The 1,338-nt window shown below is 63.1% G+C and carries 1 protein-coding gene; it reads left to right on the forward strand.

The annotated features are described in order from the left end of the window. Window positions 1-166 precede the first annotated feature (166 nt). Complete coding sequence (locus AB0K43_RS31440) at window positions 167-1,306, forward strand: hypothetical protein (protein ID WP_363645830.1); 1,140 nt, start codon at window positions 167-169, stop codon at window positions 1,304-1,306. Window positions 1,307-1,338: the final 32 nt, after the last annotated feature.

Below are 1,338 nucleotides of genomic sequence, written 5' to 3' on the forward strand. Positions count from 1 at the left end.
CCGTTCGCTGTCCGTTGGCACCACCGGACCCTGCGCTCACAGCGAACAGTTCTGCGTGGGGGATTCTGCGGCCCCGCCCGGGCGTTAGGGTCCATTCCAGGAGGTCCTCGTCGCCGGGGTCCGAAACGTGAGTGTGCCAGCTGGGCGGCTCTGCAAGACTTGGCCCGTGACGCTTGACTCCAACCGCTTCCGCACGCGCAGCTTCGAGGTCTCCTGGCCGAACTGGCTCATCAAGGCTGAACTCGATCGCCTCATCAGCACCAAGACAAATGATCCCAGCTGGGGCGACCAGTGCGAGTTCTTCATCGCCGAAGCCTTCTCGTCGTCGGACGTACTGGACGAGTGGAAAGCCGTAGCGGAGCGCGAAGACAGCAACGACCCATGGTCCATCGATCCGGCATCTCCGAACCGGATTGACTGGCTTCGACAGCTCCATGACGCCACCGAGACACTGCCCGCCAGACAAGACCGCATTCCCTACTGGTCTCAGCGCCGGAACGGGGACAGCACAACCCGCGGGGGCCTAGATCTTCCTGGGACTGTGCGCCGATTTGCTGCACTCGTCAGAGACTTGGAGAAGACCGGCTACCTCACGTGGGCCTTTGGCCAGGAGTGCGTAGACGGGGACACTGATGGAACGCTGGGGCCTGATGCTGCCGAGGAGGTGCATCTCGCACTCGGCCGCGACAACCTCTGGCCCGTCCAGCAGAACCTCACCAACTACGGTCTGGATGACCTCTGTGATGTCATCGAGTTCCTGGCGGATCATGTACGCCGCCCTGTCGCTCGTGAATGGCACCGGTGGAATGAATGCGGCTGGCACTACAACTCGTTCGATGCGCGGCTCGGGTTCCAGCTCTACCGCTGGCGCGTCAACGAGCTTCTGTCACAGAGCGTGCTCGGCCTGACCTTGACCGAGGTCGGCCGCTTGGAAACTGTCGCTCCAGGCGCCGTCGAGGACCTTGTGACAGCCGTGCGCGTGGCCGAGAACGTGCACGACGCCGATGACTCGGAACTTGAGCACGCCCTTACCCAGTTCCGAGCCCGCAATGCCACTGAGATGGACCGGCGGCAGGCGGTCATCGCACTGGCTGGCGTCTTGGAGCGCCGGCGAGGACTGGTCAAGGAACAGTTGCTCAGCAAGGACGAGGGCGCCCTGTTCACGATCGCCAACCAGTTCGGCATCCGTCACCAGGACGCCAAGCAGCAGAAGGACTACGACGCCGAGCTGTACCTGGAGTGGGTCTTCTACTGGTACGTCGCAACGATCAACCTGACCAACCGGATCGTCGCCGCTCAGTCGTAGATCCGTGGTGGGCGTGGTCCGGCAGCTGTGAT

The sequence above is a fragment of the Kitasatospora sp. NPDC049258 genome (assembly GCF_040678895.1).
In the GTDB taxonomy this organism is placed as follows: Bacteria; Actinomycetota; Actinomycetes; order Streptomycetales; family Streptomycetaceae; genus Kitasatospora.